This is a genomic window from Kitasatospora sp. NPDC004799 (assembly GCF_040609095.1).
Lineage (GTDB): Bacteria > Actinomycetota > Actinomycetes > Streptomycetales > Streptomycetaceae > Kitasatospora.
Window position 1 is genome coordinate 1 of record NZ_JBEXJK010000759.1, and the last position, 1,690, is coordinate 1,690.

The 1,690-nt window shown below is 73.8% G+C and carries 2 protein-coding genes; one reads left to right on the forward strand and one right to left on the reverse strand.

The annotated features are described in order from the left end of the window. The coding region (locus tag ABZW03_RS40575) for a serine/threonine-protein kinase (protein ID WP_355269859.1) at positions 1–874 on the reverse strand (874 nt) is incomplete at its 3' end. Between the two features lie 407 nt (positions 875–1,281). Between ABZW03_RS40575 and ABZW03_RS40580 the strand changes: the two genes are divergently transcribed. Further along, positions 1,282–1,482 (forward strand): hypothetical protein, encoded by a 201-nt coding sequence (locus ABZW03_RS40580; RefSeq protein WP_355269861.1) that lies wholly within the window; start codon positions 1,282–1,284, stop codon positions 1,480–1,482. Positions 1,483–1,690 lie beyond the last annotated feature (208 nt).

Sequence of the window (1,690 nt, forward strand, 5' to 3'; positions counted from 1 at the left end):
GGGCGTTCCGCCCGGGGCGCCCGCCGCGGGCGCCGCCGGAGGCCCCCGCCGCCGTACCGCGCGCCGCCAGCTCGCTGAGCCGCTCGTGCAGCGCGGCGGCCCCGGGCCGCTCGGCGGGCTCCTTGGCCAGGCAGGCCCGGATCAGCGGCGCCAGCTGCGGCGGTACGGCCGAGAGGTCGGGCTCCTCGTGGACGACCCGGTAGAGCATCACCTCGGAGGACGCCCCGGACCCGAACGGGGTGTCCCCGGTGAGCGCGTACGCGAGCGTGGCCCCGAACGCGAAGACGTCGGTGGCGGGCGTGACGGCGGCCCCGCGCACCTGCTCCGGCGCGAGGAAGCCGGGGGAGCCGACCGCGGTGCCGACGTGGGTGAGCGTGCTGGCGCCGCGCGACCACGCGATGCCGAAGTCGATGATCCGCGGGCCCCGGGGCGAGAGCAGGATGTTGGAGGGCTTGAGGTCCCGGTGGACCACCCCCGCCTCGTGCACCTTGACCAGCCCGTCGGCCAGCGCGGCCCCGATCCGGGCCGCCTCGGGCCAGTTCAGCGGTCCCTCGTCGCCGACCCGCTTGTAGAGCGAGGGCCCCGGCACGTACGCGGTGGCCAGCCAGGGCCGGTCGGCCTCGATGTCGGAGCCGACCACGCGCGCGGTGCAGCCGCCCCGGATCCGGGAGGCGGCGGCGATCTCACGGGCGAAGCGGGTGCGGAACTCCTGGTCCTCGGCGAGCTCGGCCCGGATCAGCTTGAGGGCGACGCGCTGCCCGCGGCGGTCGGAGCCGAGGTACACCACTCCCATGCCGCCGGCGCCAAGTCGCCGGTGCAGGCGGTACGGCCCGACGATGCGGGGGTCCTCACGCCTCAGCCGCATCATCGCCATGTCTCGTTCCCCGTCAGCCTGTGGGTGAGGCCCCGTCGGTTGGGCCATCGTCAGTTCCTGTCTGGCACAGCTTACGGACTGCCCGCTGCGGTGTGCTGATACGCAACACCTGAAGCCACCGTGCGATTGTCCGATCTTGCGCTGACCTGCAGGTCACCGGGCCGTCAAGGGGCGTCTCGGGGTTGCCCCTCAGGGTTCCCTCGGGGGTCGGATGAGACTTCCGTCCCCCTGCGGTAGTAGGTCGCGAGTCGGATCGTCATCCTCCCGGACGTCCGACGAACAGTACGACGGCATGACGTCCGGAGGGGAGCTCGGGCCATAGCGTTGTGTCCAGCGGTGGACGGGGAGCTCGTCCCCCGAGGTAAGCCGTCCACCGCGCCAAACTCGACCGGATCAGGAGCAAGGACATGCCACCGCAGCTCACGGGAGCCCCCCGCCGCCGTCGGCCGGCCTTCGTCCAGTCCCGGTCCACCGAGCAGCCCACGCGGCACCCCGCCGTGGCGCTGGCCATGGCCCTGCCGTGCGCCGTGCTCCTGGTGCTGCTCTTCGGCGGGTGGGAGCAGATGGCGAACCAGGCCCAGGCCGTCGCCGATCTGATCGCCCGCTGAACAGGGGGAAGCAGGACACCGGCCCCGAGCCGGTCGAAGACGGGCACCGATCCCCTGGGGACGGGGAACGGTGCCGCCGGGGAGGCCGCGGCCGCGATGACTCGCGGACGGGCGGGAGCGGTGCGCAGAGCACCCCGGCAGGCGGAGACGCGGGGGTGGGGGCTGGGGGTGGGGGGGGGGTAGAGGGGGTTGTGTTTTTAGATAGCGG

What these genes read in the sequence shown, in the direction of transcription:
- ABZW03_RS40580 (WP_355269861.1), top strand. Translation starts at nt 1,282, where the DNA reads ATGCCACCGCAGCTCACGGGAGCCCCCCGCCGCCGTCGGCCGGCCTTC.